Source organism: Klebsiella ornithinolytica, assembly GCF_030505655.1.
GTDB lineage: Bacteria > Pseudomonadota > Gammaproteobacteria > Enterobacterales > Enterobacteriaceae > Klebsiella > Klebsiella ornithinolytica.
Genome location: NZ_CP130154.1, coordinates 47,122 through 71,079 on the forward strand (window position 1 = coordinate 47,122; position 23,958 = coordinate 71,079).

The 23,958-nt window shown below is 43.2% G+C and carries 20 protein-coding genes; 5 read left to right on the forward strand and 15 right to left on the reverse strand.

Annotated elements, in window-relative coordinates; genetic code table 11:
- Nucleotides 1-108 precede the first annotated feature (108 nt).
- A complete protein-coding gene (locus Q1L34_RS26480) occupies nt 109-960 on the forward strand; it encodes a hypothetical protein (RefSeq protein WP_024266357.1) in 852 nt (283 codons plus the stop codon).
- A 39-nt stretch (nt 961-999) separates the two neighbouring features.
- Here Q1L34_RS26480 and traN read toward each other — a convergent pair whose 3' ends face one another.
- The 8 genes from traN to Q1L34_RS26520 all read right to left on the reverse strand — a co-directional run bounded on the left by traN (nt 1,000) and on the right by Q1L34_RS26520 (nt 12,966).
- Nucleotides 1,000-4,176: a conjugal transfer protein TraN gene (traN, locus tag Q1L34_RS26485; RefSeq protein WP_024266358.1), complete on the reverse strand. Its 3,177-nt coding sequence runs from the start codon at nt 4,174-4,176 to the stop codon at nt 1,000-1,002.
- Between the two features lie 14 nt (nt 4,177-4,190).
- On the reverse strand, nt 4,191-5,228 hold the full coding sequence (trhU, locus tag Q1L34_RS26490) for an IncHI-type conjugal transfer protein TrhU (RefSeq protein WP_014839942.1): 1,038 nt from the start codon (nt 5,226-5,228) through the stop codon (nt 4,191-4,193).
- On the reverse strand, nt 5,225-6,586 hold the full coding sequence (locus Q1L34_RS26495) for a TrbC family F-type conjugative pilus assembly protein (protein WP_014839943.1): 1,362 nt from the start codon (nt 6,584-6,586) through the stop codon (nt 5,225-5,227). Before Q1L34_RS26495 ends, trhU begins: the two co-directional genes overlap by 4 nt.
- Entirely contained in the window at nt 6,573-7,097 is a 525-nt protein-coding gene (lepB, locus tag Q1L34_RS26500) for a signal peptidase I (RefSeq protein WP_014839944.1), read from the reverse strand. Before lepB ends, Q1L34_RS26495 begins: the two co-directional genes overlap by 14 nt.
- 138 nt (nt 7,098-7,235) lie before the next feature.
- Entirely contained in the window at nt 7,236-11,477 is a 4,242-nt protein-coding gene (locus tag Q1L34_RS26505; RefSeq protein WP_014839945.1) for an Ig-like domain-containing protein, read from the reverse strand.
- Nucleotides 11,478-11,604: 127 nt separating this feature from the next.
- Nucleotides 11,605-12,141, reverse strand: a complete 537-nt coding sequence (locus Q1L34_RS26510; protein ID WP_017901053.1) for a hypothetical protein — start codon at nt 12,139-12,141, stop codon at nt 11,605-11,607.
- A complete protein-coding gene (locus Q1L34_RS26515; protein WP_125316040.1) occupies nt 12,129-12,527 on the reverse strand; it encodes a hypothetical protein in 399 nt (132 codons plus the stop codon). Before Q1L34_RS26515 ends, Q1L34_RS26510 begins: the two co-directional genes overlap by 13 nt.
- Nucleotides 12,508-12,966, reverse strand: a complete 459-nt coding sequence (locus Q1L34_RS26520) for a hypothetical protein (RefSeq protein ID WP_014839947.1) — start codon at nt 12,964-12,966, stop codon at nt 12,508-12,510. Before Q1L34_RS26520 ends, Q1L34_RS26515 begins: the two co-directional genes overlap by 20 nt.
- A gap of 717 nt (nt 12,967-13,683) precedes the next feature.
- Here Q1L34_RS26520 and Q1L34_RS26525 point away from each other — a divergent pair.
- From Q1L34_RS26525 to Q1L34_RS26540, 4 genes are read left to right on the forward strand one after another with little or no spacing between them, the layout of a single operon-like run.
- Nucleotides 13,684-14,487, forward strand: a complete 804-nt coding sequence (locus Q1L34_RS26525) for a metallophosphoesterase (protein WP_014839949.1) — start codon at nt 13,684-13,686, stop codon at nt 14,485-14,487.
- Nucleotides 14,477-15,193, forward strand: a complete 717-nt coding sequence (locus Q1L34_RS26530; RefSeq protein WP_025999326.1) for a hypothetical protein — start codon at nt 14,477-14,479, stop codon at nt 15,191-15,193. Before Q1L34_RS26525 ends, Q1L34_RS26530 begins: the two co-directional genes overlap by 11 nt.
- On the forward strand, nt 15,180-15,680 hold the full coding sequence (locus Q1L34_RS26535; RefSeq protein ID WP_014839950.1) for a hypothetical protein: 501 nt from the start codon (nt 15,180-15,182) through the stop codon (nt 15,678-15,680). The genes Q1L34_RS26530 and Q1L34_RS26535 overlap by 14 nt, the downstream gene beginning before the upstream one ends.
- Nucleotides 15,652-16,068: a hypothetical protein gene (locus tag Q1L34_RS26540; RefSeq protein WP_014839951.1), complete on the forward strand. Its 417-nt coding sequence runs from the start codon at nt 15,652-15,654 to the stop codon at nt 16,066-16,068. Before Q1L34_RS26535 ends, Q1L34_RS26540 begins: the two co-directional genes overlap by 29 nt.
- Before the next feature lie 28 nt (nt 16,069-16,096).
- Here Q1L34_RS26540 and Q1L34_RS26545 read toward each other — a convergent pair whose 3' ends face one another.
- The 7 genes from Q1L34_RS26545 to Q1L34_RS26575 are packed head-to-tail and all read right to left on the reverse strand — an operon-like array spanning nt 16,097 to nt 23,957.
- A complete protein-coding gene (locus Q1L34_RS26545) occupies nt 16,097-18,814 on the reverse strand; it encodes a TraC family protein (protein WP_017901057.1) in 2,718 nt (905 codons plus the stop codon).
- Between the two features lie 48 nt (nt 18,815-18,862).
- Entirely contained in the window at nt 18,863-19,600 is a 738-nt protein-coding gene (locus Q1L34_RS26550; protein WP_014839952.1) for a TraV family lipoprotein, read from the reverse strand.
- 9 nt (nt 19,601-19,609) lie between these two features.
- Nucleotides 19,610-20,461: a thioredoxin domain-containing protein gene (locus tag Q1L34_RS26555; protein WP_024266363.1), complete on the reverse strand. Its 852-nt coding sequence runs from the start codon at nt 20,459-20,461 to the stop codon at nt 19,610-19,612.
- 2 nt (nt 20,462-20,463) lie between these two features.
- On the reverse strand, nt 20,464-20,934 hold the full coding sequence (locus Q1L34_RS26560) for a hypothetical protein (RefSeq protein ID WP_014839953.1): 471 nt from the start codon (nt 20,932-20,934) through the stop codon (nt 20,464-20,466).
- A gap of 2 nt (nt 20,935-20,936) precedes the next feature.
- Nucleotides 20,937-22,304 carry a TraB/TrbI/VirB10 family type IV secretion system protein gene (locus Q1L34_RS26565; RefSeq protein ID WP_169516757.1) on the reverse strand — a complete coding sequence of 456 codons (1,368 nt, stop codon included), beginning with the start codon at nt 22,302-22,304 and terminating at the stop codon, nt 20,937-20,939.
- On the reverse strand, nt 22,264-22,791 hold the full coding sequence (locus tag Q1L34_RS26570) for a hypothetical protein (RefSeq protein WP_017901061.1): 528 nt from the start codon (nt 22,789-22,791) through the stop codon (nt 22,264-22,266). The genes Q1L34_RS26565 and Q1L34_RS26570 overlap by 41 nt, the downstream gene beginning before the upstream one ends.
- A complete protein-coding gene (locus Q1L34_RS26575; protein ID WP_014839954.1) occupies nt 22,788-23,957 on the reverse strand; it encodes a TraK domain-containing protein in 1,170 nt (389 codons plus the stop codon). The genes Q1L34_RS26570 and Q1L34_RS26575 overlap by 4 nt, the downstream gene beginning before the upstream one ends.
- Nucleotide 23,958 lies beyond the last annotated feature (1 nt).

A 23,958-nucleotide genomic window follows, 5' to 3' on the forward strand; every position in this document is an offset into this window, starting at 1 on the left:
TAAACTCTCACTGTTTATGACAAAAACAAAGCTGGAACAAAAAATACCCCCTTGCACAATGAATTTTATATGGAATAATAAAATTAAATAAACCACTGGGACACTTAAATGAAAAAGACACTGACCACTGTATTGGCTTGCACACTTCTTGCAGGTTGTGCTACGCAACCAACCAGTCCGGAAAACCGCATGTTTACTAAAATGCATGACGTCTACTGGCACTCAGATCCTCAGAAATCCCTAGCAGTAAACGCGTATTCGTTGGCTGGGGTTCAGGTAAACGTCGAAGAAGCTGAGAATGCCTCTGGAGGCGTCGATGAGGGGCTTGCCTCTAAAATGCTTTTGAACACGGCGACAGGAGCTATCACCGGCGGACTCAAAGCTGGAATTGGGATGTTTACCGCATCACTTTATAGTGAAGCAGATGCGGAATACATCCAGACCCCACAATTTGTCGTTTTCGTGCCAAACCCAACTAAACTTCCATACAATGATTCGGCACTTGTAAAAAATGGGGCAAAAATAATTATCGATGCTATCAAAGATCATCCTAAACTAAACAATGCTACTTACTCACAACAAATCAAAGCTCTTTCTGAATGTACAATAAGTAAGTCCTTTATGGGGCCTTGGGATACGTGTGAGACTAAAACTGAAGTACCGCAATCTGGTAGTAATGGAACAACCTTCTTTAAGTATCAAGTAATCCGTCCAGCCACTGGGTCAGAACTAGATGAATTACATATGAAAGCTGGTAATTATACAGTTATACGATATGTCTACTTTATGGTGAAGGGACTATCTTTTGATACCACTGGTTTCCCTGGGTTTACACTAATGCCTCAAACACCAAAAACGGCCCCGGGCTATGCAAGTGTATCTATAAATGGCGGAGAATATTACTTTATCAAGGGTGGTTTAGGATATAAAAAATTCCCTTTAAAAAAAGGCATTGATTAAAAATATTATAATCTGACCGGGCTATACCCGGTCAGATGGTTATTTGATAATAGCTCCGGTAATAGGGTCCGTGTAAACTGAACCTACATCGCAGATTGCTGGTCTTGGTAAGTATGAACAGTCAACATTTTCTGCTTTCAAAGCCTGCGTATTCTCTTCCCTAGCTTTTGTCATGTTGACATCACCACCCATTGACTCTAATGCTCTTTCAGAAGGTAACTGTGCATTGTCGTTCTTATAAGGACCCATGTTAGCAACTGAGCTTTCTGTAAATGTTGCATATTCATCGGGGACCTCCCCTGCTACAACGGCAGACTCAATATACTCAGTCATGTCTATTTTATCCCAGTCAAGTTGCTGAACCTGAGATATGGTTAACCCTACACAACCACTTTCTATGGGATTAATACCTAATTGAGGATAAGCCTGCTGCATTATAACTCGCGATAATAACGAGTTGTAACAACACATATCAGTTGCTTTTTTAATACATTTCTTTGTGAATCCAACGTTCAGATATTTAACACAACGGTCGGTATCAATTACAAAACATGCTCCTTGATTCTTGTGTATTGATGCCTCCATTTCCTTTTGGTCACAGGCAAGAAGCATTTCGAGAAGCATTTTTGTTATTTGATAAGCTGTATAAATCCAACCAATAACATTCAAGGCCAACATAAAGTTGGTAACAGCTGAGGAAAAAACAGCCTGCCCGGCTGCACTTGCTGTTTTATCAAAAACAAAGTCCCTAATTGCGTCGGGTAACATGTCGTAAGCTTTATTCATTAACTGCTGTTTAATTGCAGCGAGTCCTCCAGTCTGTAACCCGTCTTTGGTAAGCTCAGTTGCGGCTGCGGAACCACCCCCCTCTACTGTGGTTGATCCAATCAGTTTAGAAACGTTGCCTGTAACTGACTCATACACTGACGTCAGGGGTTCGGTCACTCGTTGCCACATTTGACCCACACTTGACGATACTCCGGACGTCCATTGCCCTACTGAATTAGTCATAGAGGCCCAGGTACCGGATTCGCCTCCAGTCCAGGTCGTCAACTTAGCTGAGATTTTACTCCAGTTTGTATTTCTCAACATGGTACCTGCCAGGATAATGGCTTCAAGCTTACCAGCTGCTCCTTCAGGAGCTTCGCAGCAGTCAGTTTTTGCGAGTCCATTAACAAAACCTACAGAGCGACCGCACCATTGCTTCTCACCAGAAAAAACAATGCAGGAGTTTGAATCATTTGGGTCGCTGCACATTGCGTCACCCTGCATATTCTGGACCATGCTTGTGTAGGCAACAACTTTTCCAAAATCTTTATTTTCCTCATTTGCACCAGTATTACACGTACCACCAGAACATGGGATCATACCTATGCAAGTATTAGACTCATTAGTAATAGTAACGGTTCTTGTTGTGCCTTCATCGCAAGTCCATTTTTGTTCATACATATAGCATTGATTCGTGCCTTCATCGAACCATCCTTCTGCACACGATTGTTTTGACATCGAACACGACGAGTTTGTGGAGTATTTGGAGCATGCATCTGGCATGGTCTTTATATCATCGTAGTTGTAACAGGCATCATTCCCATCAGCATCTTTCAAGATATTACCTGATGCGTCATACTGACATAATTTTTCTTTTCCTAGTGGGTCACAGAAATAACCTTCTAGGTTTGTTTTCCAGGTTATATTGTTTGTGTCTCCGTCATAAAGAGGTGACGCATATTGCAGAATAGACTGTGGTAGTCGTTTTGTTCCAACATCCAAATCGTTAAATCTATCAAAGCGACAAAATGAGTCTGTTTTTTTTACAGCTTCATAGCACCCTGCTGGTTCTTGTATGTGTTTGTCTTCAAGTTTAATATTTTCAAATATCAATTCTACTTCAAAATACCCTTCGCCTTTACCACCTACCCATACAGTGGATGACATTTCAACTTCATTGTCTGACTCATCGTATACTGATTTTTTGACTTGTTCAGTAACATCAATAGGCTCTTGTAGTTTATTTGATGTTTTTCTCTCAAGACCATTTCTTGGCGAACCATAACCCGGATCACGATATTCACCATCTATATGTGCGAAAATTTGGGTGTTATCTATTTTGACCTGCATGTGATCATCCCATTCTGCAGAAACTATTTTGGCAGATTTAATGACAGCATCCTGGTGAAAATGAAGTGACATACTATTTTCATGCACGCCCTCATCAAAATAGTCATCACCATGTCGTCCGAACCAGACTCTTATACAATTGTCACCACATACGCTTAGGTCGCCATTTCCTCCTGAAATGTATACAGGAACACTAAATTCACGAGTTATCGTACAACTGCTGTAATTATCCTTTTTAGGTGCATTACAGTAATACTCCTTATAATCTGGAGTGTGTTTGTCAATTGTTGAAGTAGTTGTCTGCGTTGAGCAATTCTGTAGCCACTGCCCTGTTCCGGCTGCTGCATTGGCAATCTCGCTTCTTCCACTCGTGAACATAGGGTCATTTGGTGAAATATTAGGTATAGGATTCGACTTGGTAGCAGACACCAGCGACCGGTAGGCCTGGCCGTCATAGCTGTTTGCTGTAAAAAGCTGACTTTTCCTGTTTTTAATATCCTCTACAAACCCCTTCTCATCCCCATAACTGTCATCTGCATTAAACTGAACATCAGCATTATTTTGCTCTGAACTGTACATTTCAGCCGTATTGGTGCCCGTTATTCTGCCACCAGCATTAGGGTTAGGTTTAATTGATATACTTCCATCTTCATTCCGGGAAAGTAACTTTCCTCCATTTTCAGTTCCATTAATTGTTATGTTATTCCCACTCATCTTTGGAAGTGAAACTGTTCCTGCTATATCAGCTCCGTCTGTTTTTGCAAAGTTTAATACATCCTCATTAGAAAACTGCTTACCACTGTACTTACTCATATCAACACTTGAAGAGCCAGTGTTGTCGTATGAATTCAGTTTCTCAGTGTATGAACCCCCTTCACTACTCTTATATTTTTCCAGAATATTATCTGTCGTAACCGTTGCGGTTCTGTTTGCAGCGGGGTTACTTAGGTCAAAGGTATTTTCAAGACTCTCATATATTTCGTTTGCGGCATAAACCCTTGGGGTCAATACCATGTTTATCAGGGTGACATAATATGCCCAACTCAGTGTGTTAGTTATTATGGATACGGATAAAATCAAAGAAATAATTTTTTTCATATGTTTTACCGTTATCAAGGGATATATCTAACGCAACAGTCATTATATCTCCACAGCATATATACGTAGTTATTAACACCTATTCGTTTACGCCCGCCTTTTCTAGTGGACCAGTCATGGACTGAATCACCTAATCGATGGCAACACTCAGGCCCTTCTGCTTCCGGAACGGGGTATAACATCGACAAACGATATTGCGATCTTGGCATGAAGTAACTAAATCCTCGCTCACACATCGCATCCTTACCCATCGTTTGCATCAGCATTCCTTGTCTGTGAAGTTTTGTTATCATTCGTTGTGTCAGCAAAGATGAAACTCTGACTGAATCGTCGTTCGCAAATACGTGGCCCGTTAACGGATATAGATTGCCATCGCATCCGGCGCAAAAGTGTGCACTCAAGTTATCTGCCCCTGCAGTCACTTTGACGCAGTCTGCTGCACACCACATAGAAGCAATAGGGTTTGCAAACACTACAGCCTCTGGATTCAGAACGAGCGTAAGAAGGTCATTTTCCCAAAGAGGGTCTACCTCACTTATATATGTCAGAGACGGATCAATGTATGGCTCGGCCGTACAATCCCCCATGATGAGAAGCTTTAGCATGACCAGTATCGGGAATTCCCATAAATGAACATCATAAAACCCCGCTTCGTTACCACCTTTCGGTTTATTGGTAGCGCCTTTGCCCATATCAAAACTCGATGCCTGCAGGCTTACACCTTCGAGAACTGGTGAACACCACGGGGACTGAACTACTTCAACCATTTTTACTGGTTGAAAGAACGAAAGCTGCCAGCCAACCTCAGGAACCCCGTTCTGGTCAGTACAGAAACAAACAGGTTCTGAAGGGGCTGCTCCTTCTGGTGCTTTACCTACTCCCATAATTCTCATAGGGAAAATACAGCTCCAGCAAATATTTTTGATTAGCCCTTTCCATACGCCAGCTGATTGACAAATACCACTACCGTTTTCAGCACCTATTGCCATACGAGGGAGCGCCAGAGAAAGCATAAGGGCAGTAAATGCGGGCAAAAGTAACTTTTTAATCATTCCGCAATTCCTTTCTCTGATTGTTTGTTTACGCGGGTATATTCACGCACATCTGCCTGAGCAAATTGCTGGACTTTAAAATAGGCCCCTTCAACTGAAATTATTGATGGTGTGGCTTTAATGAGAAAACGATTAATGATTTCAGGATTAATTTTGTACATCTGGCCGTAAAATTGACCCCGTAGCTCTTCAAGGTGTTTCCAGCCGTCATCCCGTTTCAGACGAGTAAAGATAGGCATAACCTTACCTTCCCCAAAACGATGCATAAACTGTATTTTTGCCCAGTCGAGCTGCTCAGAGCTCATTGGATCAAAGATAATCATCGTCAGTTTTTGCGGGAACTGTGCGAGCGGGTTGCCTCGCTGCCCTGCTGCGGCCAGCAGGTTGCCCTGGTTGTCTTTGATGTCCTGGTTAACCTGAATAGTCGGGTCGATGTACCAGATTTTATTTTCATCAGTAACGGGAAGTGATGCCATCCACTGATTGTTCCAGGTGTCTTTAATGGCGTTTCTTTTTGCCGCCTCCCAGTCATATTTGCTGCTTCTTTCTTCGAGTTCCTGAATAATGCTTTTCTCTTTAACAGGGAATGTTTGAGCTGTCACCGGGAAGGTCGTCCTGTCTGGATCTTCCTCAATCTGTTTCATGAAATATTTAATGTTAATAGAACCACTGATTTTGTAGGTCTTATCATCTTTTCTGTAAACCATCGTAGGAACTTCTTTCACACCGTACTGGGTGAAGCTTTCTGGATCGAGGGTTACTAACGGCTCTGTTTTAACTTTTGAATTGGCGATATAGGCTTTCAAAACTACCTGCATCTGAATGAGGTTATCTACCCCATCTTTAAGTCCACGGAAAACAACACGTGCTTTATTCTCAGATGCCGTCTTTATCAGGTCATTTAATACGTAGTCTGGCATACTAAATGATGCAAAAATTGTTAACCCGTTATCTGTCGACAGCTCTTCATTTCGGTTGTTATCTAATTTACGTTCGAAATCCTGTGCCGTAATACCCGACTTCCCAAACATTTTTTCAACGTTAGAAGACTGGGTTCGCATTGTCTGGTTTTTCGAATTGTTGATAGTGTCGGCTTCTTCTGCATAGGCCTCAGTAGGCTGATTCTTTTTAATGTCCTGCGCTATATCACTCATTGCATTAGATTCACGCATCTTACCAGTGTGCTCTATTACTGCACGAACACTGTCAGAAACCGAGCTGGGATTGTATCGAGGTGTACCGACAATAGACTCCATGCTTTGCGGTTTCGAAGGGTTAATCGCGTCATCTGCATATGACAGAGGGGTGGCTAAAAGGTAGCAAAAAAGTAACTTTTTAAGGCATTCAGAATACGGCATATGCTTTTCCTGTGATTGTCGTTTCTGGTACTGTTCCCCAAAAACGGGAATCCCATGAGTAATCGGTTTGGCCTACAACGAAAATGTGACCTGCGGGAACCGTAATTTCACGGTTCAATGTCTGCGAGTCAATCTGATATTTTTTGGCAATACGTCTGCCGTCCACCGGGAAAATACGTTCTCCGTTTTTGACGAATGTTTCTGTAATCTGGATTTTGTCCCCACCTTTACCAGCAACGATTTTTATTACCTTATCACCTGGTTTAATGAATCGAACATCTCTGTCCATGGTGAAGTTAATCATGTCCCCAATTTCATAACTCTTATCATGGTTATCCACCATGTAATACTCAGCAGGAATACAGCCGTACAGTAGCCCGTGGCCCAGGGTGAAGCGGGAAAAGAACAGGTGCGTTAATACCGCTATGATCACAAGGTGCAGAATAAGAGATTTATCTACTCTTAAAAAACCCCTTTGGTGCGGAGAAAGATATCTTAGGGACATCAACATAAGATGGGTCCTGATTGATTATTTCTGAATATTATGCCCCAAAGAAAAAAACCATTTTCTTAATAACAGGATGATTTTAATGATTTACCCAAAAAAAATAGCCCCTGTTTCAGGGGCTATAGTTGTTAAGGGCTCAGGCTAGTTATTCAGAGTAATGTAGCTTGTCGCCGTATCTCCGCTGTCGTCGTATGCCGTGATAGAAACCACCAGCTTACCTTTGTTTTGAGCCTTGGACAGTGTTGCAGTGCTTCCGAACACACCACGAACCTGTCCATTTACCTTCCAGACATAACTGGAAATCTTACCGTCAGGGTCACTACATTTCGATGTAAATGACCAGCTCAGCGGGGTCTCAGTGTATGTCAGGTTACAGGTCGGCGGGGTGTTCGGTATCACGTCAAAGTCTACCGTGACAACCCCTCTCTGGCCCTGCTTACTGACCACGTCCATTTCAAGCTTATATGTGCCTTCCATGATGTTCTCAAACGTCTGTGACCAGTAGTTTTTCCCACCATCAACAGGCTTACCATTCAGCTTAAAGGTTACATTATCAATTGAGTCTGCCGAGTGGGCCAGCTTCACACTTGACCTCATGGACAGATCCAACGGTGCCCTCATAAACTTGCTGGAGTATTTCGGGTTAACCGTTATTTCCATCGGGCTCTGTTCGTTCACGACGAAAGTATAATCAACCCGGGCCTCATTATTCCGGTTATCCTTCAGGACATAAGTGAGTGTATGGGTACCTGATTTTGTTACCTGGAATACCTTGTTACCGTTATTGTCGCTGGACAGCGTCATCGCATCTTTGTTGTACTGCCAGTCCTGGGTGAACACAACACCCGGATAAGATACATCCACGTCAGAGACCGATACAGCAAGCTCTGAGGGGATCATGGTGTATTTCAGTTTTGTATTCAGGCGCGGTTGCGGGAATTTGTATACCCAGGATTTCACGCTGATTTTACGTTTCGCAATGGTCCTGTCCTGTGCCTCCGGCATGTAGGCCTGATAGGTAAAGGCTGCATACCCACGGGCATCTAACATGTCTTCGGTCAGGACAGTATCCAGCAGACCACCTTGTTTAATGCTGCCATCAGGGAGCACCCACTCCTCGACAACCTTAGCATCAGATGAATACTCGATATTTGGGTTCGTATAGGTACCCTGCAAAGTTACTTTTTTACCTACCTCAACCTGCGAGTTCCCATCGACCCTAACAGACAATTTCTTGTGCTTAATGACGGTTACTCGGGCCCTGGTTTCTTTCCATGCCGATGTCCCGGCCATATCGTCGGTCTCGGTATACCGTACTTTTGCAAAGATATATTTTGGAACCTCAGAGGACGTGATCATGTATTTCACGCCGCCCTCAGTCCATTCCTCTCCATCCTCGGACCACTGAACTTCAACTGCACTGCCCTGTACATCTTCATTGTTGTCAGTCAGTGTTACCGGGATGCTGTGGCCCTCAAGAACCTTGCCCACTGAAATAACCGGTTTCGGCTCTCTGTACGCAACGACTGTGAGATTATCGGTATAGGAGACCTTACCGGTGTACTTGTTGGTCAGTTTGGCACGGTAAAGCCACTTACCAACCTCTTTTTGTTTAATACTGACGCTTCGAAGACCCGTCATATCTTCAATCGTGTTCCAGGTCGAACCATTGTTACTGGAAATCTGCCATTCAGTTGGGCTCAGGGAATCATAATCATCGGTACTTTTCGTCCTGAATGAAACCATTGCCGACAGAGGAACACGGCCGACAATAAGCGATTTAGACAGACCACCTTCGAGGTCAGCCCCTTTATAAACCCTTATATTGGTTGTTGACGTCTCACGTTTGAGAACAAAATCTTCAAACGGGCTGCGAACCGTTGCAACGGCGATAATGCGGTGGCTACCCAGTGTCAGATCATCCATGTTGAGCTCACCAGTCGCAATCCCCTCAGAGTTGACGGCCAGATTACCTGTCAGTGGTGTGCGCTCTGATACCGATACATCTTTACCGGTTTCTTGATCAGTCACCCATTTGGAAGTGACTTTATACACCACCACATCCCAGTTACCCATAGTGGAAGCATCGTACAATGTACAGTTACAACTGTTATTCCATTGCCCAATGTTAACCGACACCGGCACCTTGAGGCTTGTCGCTGATTTACGCTCTTCAACCTTCATGTAGGCACGAATACCGAAGTTAGGAACTGTATAAACCTTAAGCACACTGGATGAATTTATGCTGGCTTCATTTTCATAGGCCGCATCGATATTGACATTCGTTTGCGTCCACAAAGGTGCTGCCGGGACCTTTATACGCTCAGAATAAGTGACCGGTGTATCACCCCCCGACTTATTCTTGTAGGTTTTAGTTTTAGCGTCCTGGCCCTCTACCTTAGTCGTAAGGACAATGTTTGCAGGAACTGATTTTGCCAGTACCTTAGCAGCGTCCCCGCCAGTGATGTAAACCAGAGCTGTATTCTTACCGAGGGTATCTACGGTTTTACTTAGTTTGTAGGAAATCTCCGGTGCAAACGGTTCAACGGCATTAAGCGTTTTACGGTTATGGGTGGCTAGGGCTTTGGAGCCTTTTGTATTAATCACATAGACGTTGTAGTCAAGGACGTTATCGCCAACTTTAGAGAAGTAACCTGTCAGGCCTGGCGCCTTAGATTTCGAGTAAAATTCGAGACCTGATGGAACGTTGTTCCACTGAACATAACAGGCTGTGCCGTAAACGCCTGTACCGAACTGGCTCAGGAGCGCCTGTGCATCTTCCTCAGTGGAGAAAATCTTACAAGTATTCCCTGATAGCTGTGTAACCAGTGAGGTATAAGGACGCACGTAACTGTAAATTGTGGATGCAGAGTCAATGGACTTCAGCGTGAAAGTCATCGGCATATAGGTGAAATCGATGTTATACGTTTTCGATATACCGTTAACGTTCTCAGCCACAACCGTCAAAGTATGGACTTTGTTTGTTTCGAGTGACGGCATCGCCTGCAACCGGTAGATCCCTTTGACGTTGGTCGGGCTGTAGGAAGCCATGACATTGTCAATGACGACACTCTTGATATCGGCCACGCCCTCTTCACCCTGGAATGCAGCAATAACGATTTCATTCAGGAAGTAAACCTGATCACGCTTAACAAGCTCTGCGCCCTCCTTATAGACGGAAACAGATGGCTCATCAGAAAGAATAAGTTTTGCTTCAGGCTCTGTGTAGTTCGAGTCGTTACCCGCTGTATTCGAGACAGAATACGTCGCATTGTAAGACGCGCTAGCCAGATCGCTTATGTCAAAGAAATAGACAAATTTACCCGCAACTTCCTGGTACCCGGCAACCGGCTGAAGAGTTCGGCGGGATGGTGATGACCAGATTTTGTTGAAGTTTAGCTCCGTACCATCATCTAAAGTAACTTTTGTGGTTGGAGAGAAACTACCATCAGGTGCAAGTGTGAGCGACATTGCAGCCGGTTTCCACCAGTCACTGGTATCTGACCGGGCCGGTACCGAAACAGCGACAGCGATCGTCTGGGGAGCAACGTAGATATCTTTATCGCCGACTTTGAATGCGCGAGCTTCTTTAGAAACGTTCCAGAAAGTGGTATCTACCGCTGGAGCACGATAATCCCAGCTTAGTCTGACGTTAGACGTCACGGGTGGTGAGAAGTAATTATTGAATGAATTTAAGGTAACACCTACATCCCTGGTGCCGAAATCTGAACTTCCATCGGTAATACCCACACTGCCGGTCGTAATGGTACATTTTGATGCACCAGCAGCAATGGCGCATGAGGTTCCGGAGCCGACAGAAGCGACCATATCATAGTCACGCGGTTCGACGGTGATATCAATATTCGAGAGCGTTTCATTTTTAATGTATGAAGTCAGCGATAGACCGGTAGAGCCGTTGCTCATTGAACCTTTTATAGTTGAAATCACAGGCGCGACTGGGGCAACAGTCTTGAAGATGTACTCCCCTTCCCTGACGATGACTTTTTCTCTTTCTGTCCCCGAGTAGTAGGCGATTTGCCAGGGCAGTTTGATATCACCAGCTATCGCAGGAATACCTTTTAGAGAAAATCCATTGGCAACCGGCATACCTGAGTTATTAGGCAACCATTCAAACACACATTTAAGGCTACCAGTGGTACTTTTCACATTGGGATCAGAAGAAACGTCGCAACCATCCGAAACCGGAATGGCAGTCACCGTGCTTTGTTTTACGAATGCAGTATTTACAGCTGGGCTGGTCGAAAATTTGACATCAGGTAATGACGTTTCCAGTGTTCCAGAAACCATTATCGATTCTGCGTTTGAAAAAGCACTGAACACAGAACAGAACATCAGCAAAGAGATTTTGTTAATTTTAGTCATGGAACGCTCTGAACGTAGTTATGCCATAGTTGCACCTACTGTATCCTATGAACACAGTGTATTTTCCCAATTAAGAGAAGTGTTTTTTTTGAAATTTCGTGAAAACTGAAAGGGGGACCCGAAAAAGTTACTTTTGAAATTGCGCGTTGGCATTAAGACGCATACACGTTAAAAGCGTGTCAGAAGGAACACCAGGATTTCGTGCCAGTATGACGGACAGGAGGAAAAGACCTAACCGAAGGCATGCGGCCGGTGCAATGCTAATTTTATGTATAAAGTTTGCATCTCGTTCATCCCTGTTAATGGCTACGACTCCAGCCTCAAGCACTGCAGTGGGCTTGCCATCAAAAGTAACTTTTACGTTTTTGTACACCTGCTTGTTCAGGTGCTTTGTTTTCTTATCTTTAAGGACAGCGTCATGAGTAAGGCGAAGGAATGCCATGCACAAGGTGATCACTTCATCGTCACTCAACTTTGTTGAAAAGACCTTTTGACCCGTCCAGTCAAATGCACCCGGCTTGGATTGTAGTGGTCCAGCCAGGATTAGATTGACAGCATCATTGGACTCAGAAAAATTCAGCTCAAGCGCTGATTTACCAGAATTAAAAACCTTTTCATTTCTGAACTTTTTTTGCGGAGAGTCATAAGGAGTTAGAGTTTCCACCAGATATTTCCCTCACCTTCGTTAATTAAATCCTTAACCAGGCCAATGTAGGTGTTTCCCCCAGATTGCTTCATCGCGATGATATAAGCGCTGGTCTCAAGCATTAGATAATTTCCCGAAGGCGCTCCGGGAGGAACCTCATTAGCACTAAGGTTTTTATTGTACTTTTTTTTAACGACCGAAGGGATGTTGTTAATCATTATTGTTTTTTCGTCAACAACCTGAAAATTCAAACTGGTTTCAGCACCTGCCAGACTTACGGCATGAACCGAATCTTGCTTGAAACTCACCAGGTCCGGTTTATTCATAGTTACTAAATAAATACCTAGAAGAGTAATGCATGGAATTATGAATAAACTAACTATTTTAATACTCACCTTCTTCATCTTCATCATATCCCCCGTGGGTCTGGCAAGCAGTAATGTAAAGAATCCTAAGCTGATGTAGAAAATTCTCTGCTGTTGCTCCACCTACAAATGTTATCATTCTGTTGATTCTGGTACCGGCATCCTCAAGCTCAAACTCAGCGACTCCACAATCTGACATAATAGTCATAGTGTTTTCGTCTGGGTCATCATCAAGCGAAGGGGGGATAATAATAGATAGGATAACAGTATCTACTGGTGCTATTTCCCAGTCGTGACCTTCACGTGCCATAGGAATTATCTGAATAAAATACCCATCCAGAATCAATGAAAGTGGATTTCGCGTGCTATCAGCAAAACCAAATGTATTGGCAGCTTCTTCGAAGTTTAAGCCAGAACGCTCAATAATCTTGAGAAGTTCCTGCTTTCGTACCCCATGGTAAATCATGCCATCTGTCATCTGTAGTTACTCATGTGCTTTGATGGATAGTGTGTTGCTAAAAATCATATCAAAAACAGACTGCTCCTACCTTAACCAGAGCGAGTAAAAAAATTTAACCTTCGCACTGACTCTATAGGTTTATCTAATCTTAGCTTAACATGTAAGCAACCATCCCTCGAAGTTTTTAAACTCAAAAGCTCAACGTAAACGAGCTGAAACCAGCAAATGGCACGTATTATTCACTTGTTCAACAAAATCATCAATCCAAAGACACATTTTTAAATGCAACAAAAGTCACTTTTTTCAGAACTGGCCTAATTTAACCCGTATTAGAAACTGGGACTGGGATTGAATAGCGAGACCTTAAACTGAAGCATTCAGGAAATGCATCGCTTTGATTTTGATGTACCGCCTTGTAAAACAACACGTTAAACTTACATGACGATACAAAACGTTATGCTTTCTCTTCGGTTCTTTATCGTTTGATGTGCCAGTAAGAGAGCGATTAAACCCTGACGGAGAATGAAGGCAACGCACAAGGGGTCTGACCTCTGATAACTTTTTAGCCACGCCTGTTTTCACTCTACTTAGTAAGGATTCTCATAAATAGCTAAAAAAGTCACTTTTACAGAAATCTGACTATGTCATGAAAAAAAATAGTAAAAAAAGAGCATTTTGGCTCGCTGGCGACCTCATCTCCGCACGCATAAAGGTATGATCTAGCAGAGGTGATAAATGACTATTCTTTCAAATCTAAGTATTGACCTGAATGATTTCACTGGACGGATTCTAATCGTCAGTGACCTTTTTGGTCACTTTGAATTATTAATCAAAGGGCTTTCAAAACTGACACGGCCCGGCGATGAAGTGGTTATTATAACAACCGGTAATTTATTTGACTGGGGCCCGTCTGCCCCCCAACTGCTTGAAGCGGTTGTTTATAAAAAATTTGGTGACAGAAAAGTACACTTTTTCACGGTGGTAGGTTTTCATGAAATGCTTATGACTGATGCTATCACTCAAAAGAACCTGAAAAGCTTCCGGTACTTTCCAGATACGCATACTCGTAAACACTGGAGAAGTTTAGGTGGTAGCTGGCATGACTCATACGATCAAATTTTGCTTGAGCGTGATATTTACAAAATCGACTACCCACTGTTCATCAATCTCAAAACAAGGCTTGGTAATTACATAATCGGCTCCTCCGATATCCCTCAGGATGGCCGGGACTGGAGCGATATCATAGCTACCTTAAACAAAATGGATAATCAGAGTCTTCGAATTATGGCGAGCAACATCACCAGAAGCCGGTATTTCCTTGAATCAGGAAATTCAATAGAAGGCATATCACTTGTCGTTTTAGGTGCGCATCAACCCGATCACATAGGACAGATTTTCAAAGGTGAGGCTGCATTAGCTAAATCCACTGTTTGTCTTTTCCCTAACAACTGGGATGGGTTATCAGCTGCACCACTGGACTTCAAAATTCGATTTATTGACATTACCGAAACAGAATCCGGGAGTTGCTATGAATTTTAGAGCTTTAGCATGTCTTTTCTTGTTGCTACCCACCGCAGGTAATGTTATGGCCGATTCTCAGCTTCAGCTCAGTTCGGATGTTATTGTTGACCAGCACCAGGAAACCGTAAAAGGCAAAACGAGTTATTTTAAGAATAAAGTCGACGATGCGAAATACATCCGGATTAGCAATCAGGCGGCATCGTTCCCATTAATCCTTTCGCTACCAGAAGTTAATTATTCTGTCATTGTTAAGAATGGACACGCAACGTTGGCATCTGAAGGCAAAGATCTGATTTGGGTAGAACCAGGCAGCTACGTTATACTGCACATTAAAGAAGGCGCGAAATTCTATGATTTCATTCCCGTGGTCTACATCATTGGGAAAGACACCCCCAAAGCTCTTACCGTTATACCAGGTAAAGAAATAAGCGCTGCAAAATTGACAGAAATAATTGATTATAAAAATTCTCCAGTGCAAAAAACACTGACCAGCAAAGACAAAGTAACTGGCTTATCGGATTTTAAAAACATAAAGAAACTTAAAACAGGATTTTATAAAATACAAGTCAATCAATTTACATCCGTGAATTTTGATAAGGAAATCTACATAATTTCACGAAACAATATGCTGGCAGGTTCGCAATACTTCACTAGAAAACTGATTGCCTATCCACGCGAACAAATAATTATAAGCATTTCCGGAGAGACTCATGTTAAAAAATAGCCTGATGCTTCTGGCCGCGTTATTTCTTACCGCATGTCAACAGTCACCGGGCTGGCATAAAACGCTTCCTGCAATAAGCTATAGCCCTGTTAAAACTATTGATATGCCCGGAAAAGTCTCAGGCAATTATACTGTCCGCGTAGTTAATGCTGGAATAGAAGTCTATGTTCTAATTGAAAATGGTTATAATGAGTTTATGACTGTCAACAAACTGTCATTATACGGTAATCGATGCGGGTATGAGTCTCAAGAGGAGTTACTCATTCCTCCCGCCTCAGTCAGTACCTATATGGTTCCTAACATTGCATTATTAGGTCTGTGCTATACAGATGATATCAAGATGATTTTCGTAAACAATAAATTCAATGGGTTATCCAGGAATAAAAAGGATACACCTGTCCCTCTCGAAGTGTTGATGCAGTTTAAACTTACTTCTGCAAAAGAAAATGAGGAATATAATGACGTTATTTATAGCTCGTGGAATTAAGAAAATAAGCGTAGCTGCATTCGCTTTAGCAATGACAACTGTCCCAACCTGGGCCTTTACCTACACCATTGATTCCAATCCACAGGGTGCAGCGGTCATTAATGTGATTACAAAGGAAAGAGTCGGTGTGACTCCCGTTAAAGTGGAGATACCAGATACGCAGGAAGGAAAGACTTTCGGTATCCTGTATAAAGACTACCGAAATGTAGCCCTCATGATTTACAAACCAGCGCCAACAGCAGAGAGAGCCTTTACGAACAGTCCGCCGGTTGTGGTCACAAGCGCTCTTCCGGGAGAGTATCCGTTAGGTGTAAATATCGATGAAGCTCGGGATAAAGTAGTTGTTGATTTGCGGCCAGTAATGTCACAACCAGTAATCCTGCAATAAAAAAGGGGCCTTAGCGCCCCTTTTCTTTTTAAGCTACCTGCCGTGTTTTCACACCTAACTGAATCAGTTCTTCTTCGTAAACCCTGTCAATTGCTTCCGCATATGTATATCCGTCACTAATAAGGTCCCAGATTTTGCGACGGTCTGCCGGGTCAGTTGTAAAACAAAGTTCCATCTTACGGTCAACATAAAGACGTACGATTTGCTGTACATTCTCAAAACGGATCATAATCTCCGAAAAAACAAACTTTTCAGTCCTGATCAACTTCATTCTTTCGTACTCTGCTGAGGATGCTGAAATGTATTTGTTCTTCTCCATGGAATCAATCGCCTCTGGTGACTGCTTCATGATAAATTTCCATGGCGAGTTGTTGGCAATTGCGATACCAATTGGAGACTTGTAGAAATCTTCGAAGCTCTGTGTAATACAGATACCAGCACAGTTTGTTTTACGGAAACGACGCCATGCTGCTTCAAGGAATTTCGTAAAGAAATTCACAGCAGCGTCATCACCGTTACTTTCACCGATATATTCCCACGCTTCATCAAGAATGAATAACCGCCGACGTCCATCCTTCTTAATAAACATAGCATGTTGAGCAGCCTGAATAATCGACATCAGCACAACCCACTGTAAATGAGGGGTAGGTTTAAGCTCTTCCAGCTCAAGTACAATAAACCGGCTATCAAAATCAATTGGTGGCAATGATGTGGTGAACCTGCGCCCATAAATACCGTCCTCGCACCACGGCCCCAACTGCACACCAATATCTTTAATCTCTTGTTTCGAGTGGTTTTTACACTTTATGGCAAACCCGGTGACAGATGGTAAATAATTATCCTCAGGTGATTTAGCCTCTTCTATAATTAGGCGAAGCATTTCAGCTTCCTGGTAATCTGTAATATTACCACTACTGGATGCCATCAATTTAATCTGATTAAGAACCATAATAGTTTGTGAAATCAGATCCGATTCCTTGTTTGTGTCATCTTCCCCTTTCGCGATTCCATCCAGATTTTCATCACCAGTGTATTTCTTAACCATAAAAGCGAATGGGTTAAGAGAAAAAGTAGCATCAACGCCAAAATCGATAAACTGGGAATCTTCAAACTGTTCAGCAAGACCCTGATATGAGCGACCTATATCGACGACAAACACCTGAGCGCCATCTGGTGACGCATTAAATTTGCCATTCAGATCCAGCGGTGGAGCGAACTTGTCGGAAGTAAGTATTTGACGCACATCATCAAAATGGTAGAGCGGGTTTATATGCTCACCAGAACACAGATAGTTAAGAATAATGTTGTTTGCTGCAAATGATTTACCTGCCCCGGATGTTGCGCCTACGCATACGTTGTAACTAGCAGATGTTTCAAAAATATCAATCATGACCAGCTGCCCTTCGCGTGTTACAAAGGGTATAACCGGATTCGCAGAGTTTCCTTTCCACGGCCCGAAAATAGGAGCTAAGTGAGCAGCGCCCGTGTTCGTCATGACATCTCCACGATCCATATCTCTGAATGTAGATGGGTCATTACATAACGGTAAAGCTGACATTACGCCTGAGAAGCAAATATAACTGTCATCTGCTACAATTATTTTTTTCTCACTGTAGTAGCTCATCAGACTTTTTGCAGCCGTTTTCACTTTTTCCAGAGTGTTGTCCATGACAATAAATGTCATGTACGTCTGTAGTAATTTTGCTTTATCTTCCAGCTCTCTTGTCAAAGCCGAGTAATCTTTATCCATATCGGCGAGACGAGGTAGATATTTTAGGACAATTGGAATTTTTGACTGGTTATCTGTAATTGCCTTATAACGCAGATATTCTTTCTGTATTTTCTTTTGATATGGAAACTGGACGCAGTAATTGATAATGAATGGTGAAAAAATGGTTTTACTTCCAGTCATCCAGTCAACCACGAGCTCATAAATGGCCCCAAAATTGACATATTCAGGAAATTTAGTCATAGACAGGTGCTTGAAATAACGCTGAGCCGTTTCATCACCATCAGAGGTCAATGAGGAAAAATAATCTTCCCCTACCTCATACTTCCGGCCTGGAATGTTGACCTGTTTGTTAAGTGGCATTAATGAACTGGATTCAAGACCGCCATATTTCCATCTGGAGTCTTTGCCTGGGTTCAATATTTTATCAACGCTGTATAACCACATATCAGCGTCACCTATAATTGGAGAAAGGGTTAACCCTTTCAGTTTTGCCAGAAGGTCTTTAAACAGTGCATCGAGTCGCATTGCTTCGGATTCGCTTGGCGAGAAACCCTTAATAGGTATCCGCACGGTTACCCATAATTCGAAATTCCTGAGCTTTAACTCATCGGCCTGAGTGATTTTTATACCATCAGCAACCTTCAACGGATCATATTGGCTTTTCGTCAGATAGTCGAGTGAGTATACAGTCAGCAGGTCAGCTTTTTCGTTATCCCGCCCCCCCATTCTGTTACCGCGTCGGCGTAACCATCGGGACAATGAAGTATTGACATCAGGTAACGCTGTCAATGTCATTTGCATAATGGACTCAGCAGGGAAATCCATTTTAAACAGATCCGTCATCAGGTTTTGTTGGTTATCATATAATCCAGGTGACGGGTTGCAGACAAAAAAGAAGCCTACTGCATTATCTTCCAGCAAAAAATAAGGCGCATCCACCATTCTGTCGACCACCGGAATGAAGTGACCTAAGTTATATCTTTCCAGTTCTTTTGCGAGACGTGAGTTGTTCATACTTTTTCCTTACATTCCGTGGAACTCTATATACATTCATTGGATCGGCTAGAAAGAACTACCGGTGACTCCGTTCGCCGTTACGCCTTTAGTGCTGCGTTGCTGCTGCTGCATGTTGTTACGAGCGCTATCCTGAACTTCCAGCGGCACAATTCGGGCCGGGTTTTTCAATGCTGAATCACCAGCAACCCACGTTTGAGGTTTGACGTTGACATATACATAACCAGGGAGGTTAAGTGCGTCGTTATCGTCAGTGTAAGGTGCAATAAGAACACGCATGACCTTCCCTTGCCTTAACACGGCCAGAGGTTCCGGAGCGATAACAGCCTGTCGGGTCCCCTGTACCTGATACTGACGCTCCTGATATGAGCTCAGCGTTGGGTTTACAGGCTTACCGTCAAACTCTGAATACAGGCCTTTACCTGCTGGTACCTGCTGTTGCGACACATAACTTGCCGTTGTCAGTGGTTTCACCGGCTGGGGTGTTCCGGAGAACAACGGTTTAGGGCCAGTGCTAACCACTGGTTTTTGTGGGTACTGAACGCCTGGCGGTGGAGTTAAGGATGTTGGATACTTACTATCCGCAATATCCTGCTTTCCCCCATCACCTTCCTTTTTTAAATACTTTAGATCGTCGTGATTGTTAGTGGCTTCCATAATTGCCCGGGGGCCCATACACAGAACGCCTTTTTCAATACCCGGGCATGAGCTCTCAGATTGACCGATGCAACCAGATAAAGTAGTCACCGCAGCAACAGACATGAGTAATTTCGTGATGTTATTCATATGTACGCCTTATTTATCAAAAGGGTTTTTAAGCAACGGTTGTAAATTCAATTTCAACCATCCCTTATAATCAGTCGGTAAGCCATTGCCCAAAAGTCCGTCTTCACGGATCACAGAAGGCATCCCCTGAACGTTATAGACAGAGGCCAGATATAAACCAGTTACGATTGGTTCTACTGAACAATCTTTCAGGCTTTCATGAGGGATAAGACGGCTATTTATATCCTGTGATTTACCTAATAACGACTGAAGAATATCGTAATTAGATACCTTCCCCGCTTTTACAGAACACCACATTTGCTTAACACGTTTAGCCGCTTCGCCGGGACTCGGTAGGATGACAATATCAAAACGCACTGCTTGCCTGTCTTCATTCATCTTTTTCAGGAAATTAATACAATCAGCACAATCAAGAGTAATGAAGATAACCGCCTGACGTTTAAGGGCAGGATTACCGAACTGGATAGTAAAGGCATCCTCAGGCTTAAACGGTGCTTCGCTCAACGGCAGAAAGTAACTTTCCCGGATATCAGCTATCGACTGTACCTGTTTTTTTCGGAGCACATCGTAAGCCTTACCTTCTGAAAAAGAGTAACGGCCCGTAGTGGTAACTAGTGTGAGACCACTACGTTGATCCTCAAACAAGAAAATCCCACCAGTCGGTAAGTAGATTGCATCAGTTGGTTTGTAAGAACCAAGCTGGCTGACTAATCCGCGTTGTGACTGATTTAAAGCCAGTCCGTTGTCAGCAGCTGCACGGGTTAACGCGGCCGCGTCAGCATCATATTTATCAGAGGCAATAGAATGAGCTGAATTGAGCAGTGCAATAAACGCAAGTGATTTGAAAAGTAACTTTTTCATGATTACTGCTTACCCTCAAAATACTTAGGGTCTATGCCAAATTCAGTCAGCTCACTTTCAAGTTCGGACTCATTTATGTAAGCAACTTCACTTACTGTTGATGGCCGCGTAATGACGTAACTCATATCCAGAACAAGGAAATCACGCGCCCTGTACAGCGCCATAAGCTTGCGGATATAAGGAAGGTAGCCTTCATTATTTCCGTTATGTGCCTTTAAATACTGTTCGTTTAATGCCGAAGGGTTAAGAACAGCAATTTTCACACTGTCATTAAACAGGCTGGTCCCCTTATTAAGGTGCTTACCGATAAACAGCCCAATGCATGTCAGGACAGCGGCAACTATGATGACTTTGACTGTCTTTTCGATGAATGAATATGAGACAGAAAATGTCATCTTTTTCTGTTCACTTTCAACTTCACTTTTTTCAAAATCAGCGTCATTTGTGTCATCATCTTTTCTTGGTTCAGTCATGTTTATTTCGCCGCTAAATTGGTTGGAATGGATGCACCGTTAAGGACGACAAAAGTCGCATTAATACCCGGAGAAAGCTCTACAACCGGCCACTGCTGATCAATTATGTGGGTATACCAGTCTGTCAGCTTGTTTAATCCTCCCGAGACCATACCACTTGCGCTCACAGCGCCAAGAGCACCAATGTTAGGTCCCTGGAATTGTGCTTGTGAGTTAGGATCGATATTCAGCTGACTAACTTTGCTTGGGCTCAGTCCCTGCGCCAGCGCGCTAAGGCCACCGGCTAAGGCACTACCCATAATAGCGTTACCGTTTCGGGAGATAAGCGTACCTTTGATACCGGCTTTTCCGTCGATTTCACTAACTGCGTATGCCTCCAGTTTGATATCAAAGCTTTTCCCTTTGGAATTTACACAGCTCAGACTTGTTGTGCGGATATAGACTCGTTCAGAGGCCATATCTCCACGAGCGGTACCCAGGAGGTTACAATCACGAAGATCCATTCTGTAGTTATTGGGTAAGAAAACATCGCGTTTAACCCTGAACGTTACTCCCAACGGTTCCTCCTGAGACGATAATGATGTCGGCGCTTCCACACCTGTCACCAGAACTGCATAAAGTTGGGAAGTAGCAGGCAAATACTGGTCTTCAGAGCGTTTTGAGTGACGTGCATTGCTATCTATTGGCTTAGTGCCATCACCTGCCACGGCAGGCGCTCCGGCTTTAACAACTCGCTTTTGGTTAGCGTTCGTAATGTTCTTTTCAACAATTGGTGTCACTTCAAGGACACCGTTATTGGCAGTGGTAATGCTGTTACTGGTAATTGTGCGCACCAGCTGGGTACGTTGAGGTGAGATACCGCCTGCGACTGGTATTTCCTGATTGCGATTTGCCACCGCATCACCATTAAGCTGATAGGCTGGATTTTGCTGCTGATTGTCATTGGCCTGCTGGCCTACGCGGTTATCGAGGCTACGATTACTTGCCGGGCCCTTACCATTCTGCATATCTGAAATTTGTTGGTTCAGCTGCTTAAGTTGCGCTTTTAGCTCACTTATCTCACTGGAATTTTCAGACTTATATTTCTCCATCTGCTTAACCTGATCCAACATGGATTGTTGGTCTTTACGGTTTTCCTGTTGAACAGTTTGCAGAAAACGCTTCTGTCCCTCTTCATCCATATTGTGGATAGAAGAAGTATCCAGAAGGTTAGTAACTGGCTTAATTTTTTTTGATTTCTGGTTTGAATCATCTCCCCCCATAAGCGTGAGAGTCGCCATCACAAGAGCCCCAAATGCTACGATGAGTAGAAAAGCCATTCGAATGGCTTTATTTTCTGCCCACAATTCCTTCAGCTTCAAAGTTTTCATTATGTTGACCTTTATTACCTGGAGGTAAATATCTCTTTACCCTCAATGACCTGATCTTTTCATCTATTTGCGGTACAGAGTAAGGAGGCTCAGCCCGTAAATTTTTGAACACGTTATTTTCAAGATGCTCATAGAACTGACTCTCACTCTCCAGTTCAATTTGAGGGTTCTCTCTTGCTTGTTCATGAGTCCTGGACCCATCCGGCTCAGTTAGAGTGATGATTTTTTCATCGGATTTTTTACCCTTGCTTAAGTCAATATTTTTCTCACGAGCTATAACTTCGTCAGAAAGCAATATGTCCGAGTCATAAACCTTAAAATCATCAAATTCAGGGAGTTCGGTTTCTTGCACTGTATATTCCGTGGGCAAAATCTGAACCAGCTCAGATCGTTCCTTTTGGACATTTCCGATAAAAAAACCAACGCCTAAACCAACACTGAACAAAATGACCCAAGCGAATACTGAAAAGTTACTTTTCTTTCTCATTCATTAATCAGACTTGGCCGTTTAGTTACACGTGACTCTCGCTCCTGGTAGAGTTTGTCACGAAGAATATACAGCTCTGTTTTTTCACCAGGTTGCAAGAATGCTTTATCAAAAATCGCAGTGGCAATAACACCTGGCGTAATGCATTTTTGGTCATCAACAACCGCTGGATAAGTCAGGTTATTTTGAACAAGAACGACATCTACAAGTTCACGAGCACCGATAAGGCGTTGACCAAGCTTCGCATAAAAGTTAAATCGGCAAGGTGATTTTTCGTTATTAGGGATAACCGAGAGTTTATCCAACTGAAGTGCAAAACCGGTTGGTACTTCACCATTAGCAACCGGATAAAGGATATCGATGATCCTCTGCTTACGATCATCCTGAGCAATCGCTTTTTCGTCAAGCTCACCAGATTGTGCTTGCTCCAGCAGCACTTTATTCGTGTTGGAAGCTATATGGCGATCACGTTCAATAGCCATGTTTTGCGTTAACTGAGTTTGAACACGAATCATGGCTCCGGGCACATCTATAGGAATCAGCGTCAGGTTATAAGTTGATTCTGGCACCCCTTCTTCGGCCAGCATAATGCCTACAGGGGCATCTTTTACTGTCGTAATGAAGACACTGCCACCTTCAACATAGATAGTTGTATCTTCTGAAGGTGCGGTTGTTGAAACACTTACGTTCTTAAATGAAGTCTGGATGCGGTTTTGTAAACCTAATGAAACAGGAAGAACAATATTTCCCCCTGGAGGTACAGTAACGTTTTGCATTGGTTGATAACGCTTCTTAGCCTCATTGACTGCCTTTTGACCAGGTCCTTCCGAGGGTGCATTGTTCATTAACGAATCGGTCATTGAACGAACAGCAGCAGAAGAAGCGCTAGTCTGGGATAGCCCTGGAGCAGCAGGAATAGCAGTAGTCGGGCGATTTGGATTAATCGGTGGCTGGTTACTGTTTATAGGAGGTTGGGTAACTGCCAAGGCTCCTGGCACTTGTTTAACGGCATTGGTCACAATATCCATTGCTTTGGCCGAGTCAGGCGGCTCATCAAAGGCTTGGGTATTTACTGCTGACGCAGGAATACTGAACGGTTCATCAGCATGAACAACTGGAGCCAGCACGTTTAATGTGATTAGTAGTCCTAAAAGTTTTCTTTTCATA